1 pseudogene is annotated in these 254 nt (G+C 41.3%); it reads right to left on the bottom strand.

From position 1 onward, the window contains the following. Window positions 1-234: pseudogene (locus tag NE619_RS18345) on the bottom strand (molecular chaperone HtpG); the annotation flags it as partial. Window positions 235-254 lie beyond the last annotated feature (20 nt).

The raw sequence follows: 254 nt of genomic DNA, 5'->3' as shown, positions 1-254 counted from the left end.
AAGGAAGATTTCAACAGGCATAAAAGAACAATATTTTTCAATCACTTCTCTTGCGCGGTATTCATTTGCAAACGCAAGACTGTCTTCATTTAAAAACAGTGTGATCTCTGATCCGACCGTCTCTTTATTTCCTTCCTGCATCTCATATTCCGTACCTCCCTGACTTGCCCAGTGTACGGCAGATGCGCCTTCTTTATAAGACAATGTGTCGATCTGAACTTCATCCGCCACCATAAACGCAGAATAAAATCCAA

Source organism: Anaerovorax odorimutans (assembly GCF_024459955.1).
GTDB lineage: Bacteria > Bacillota > Clostridia > Peptostreptococcales > Anaerovoracaceae > Hominibacterium > Hominibacterium odorimutans_A.
The sequence above is the reverse complement of the archived record's forward strand: the minus strand, read 5'-3'. Positions and strand labels throughout refer to the sequence as shown.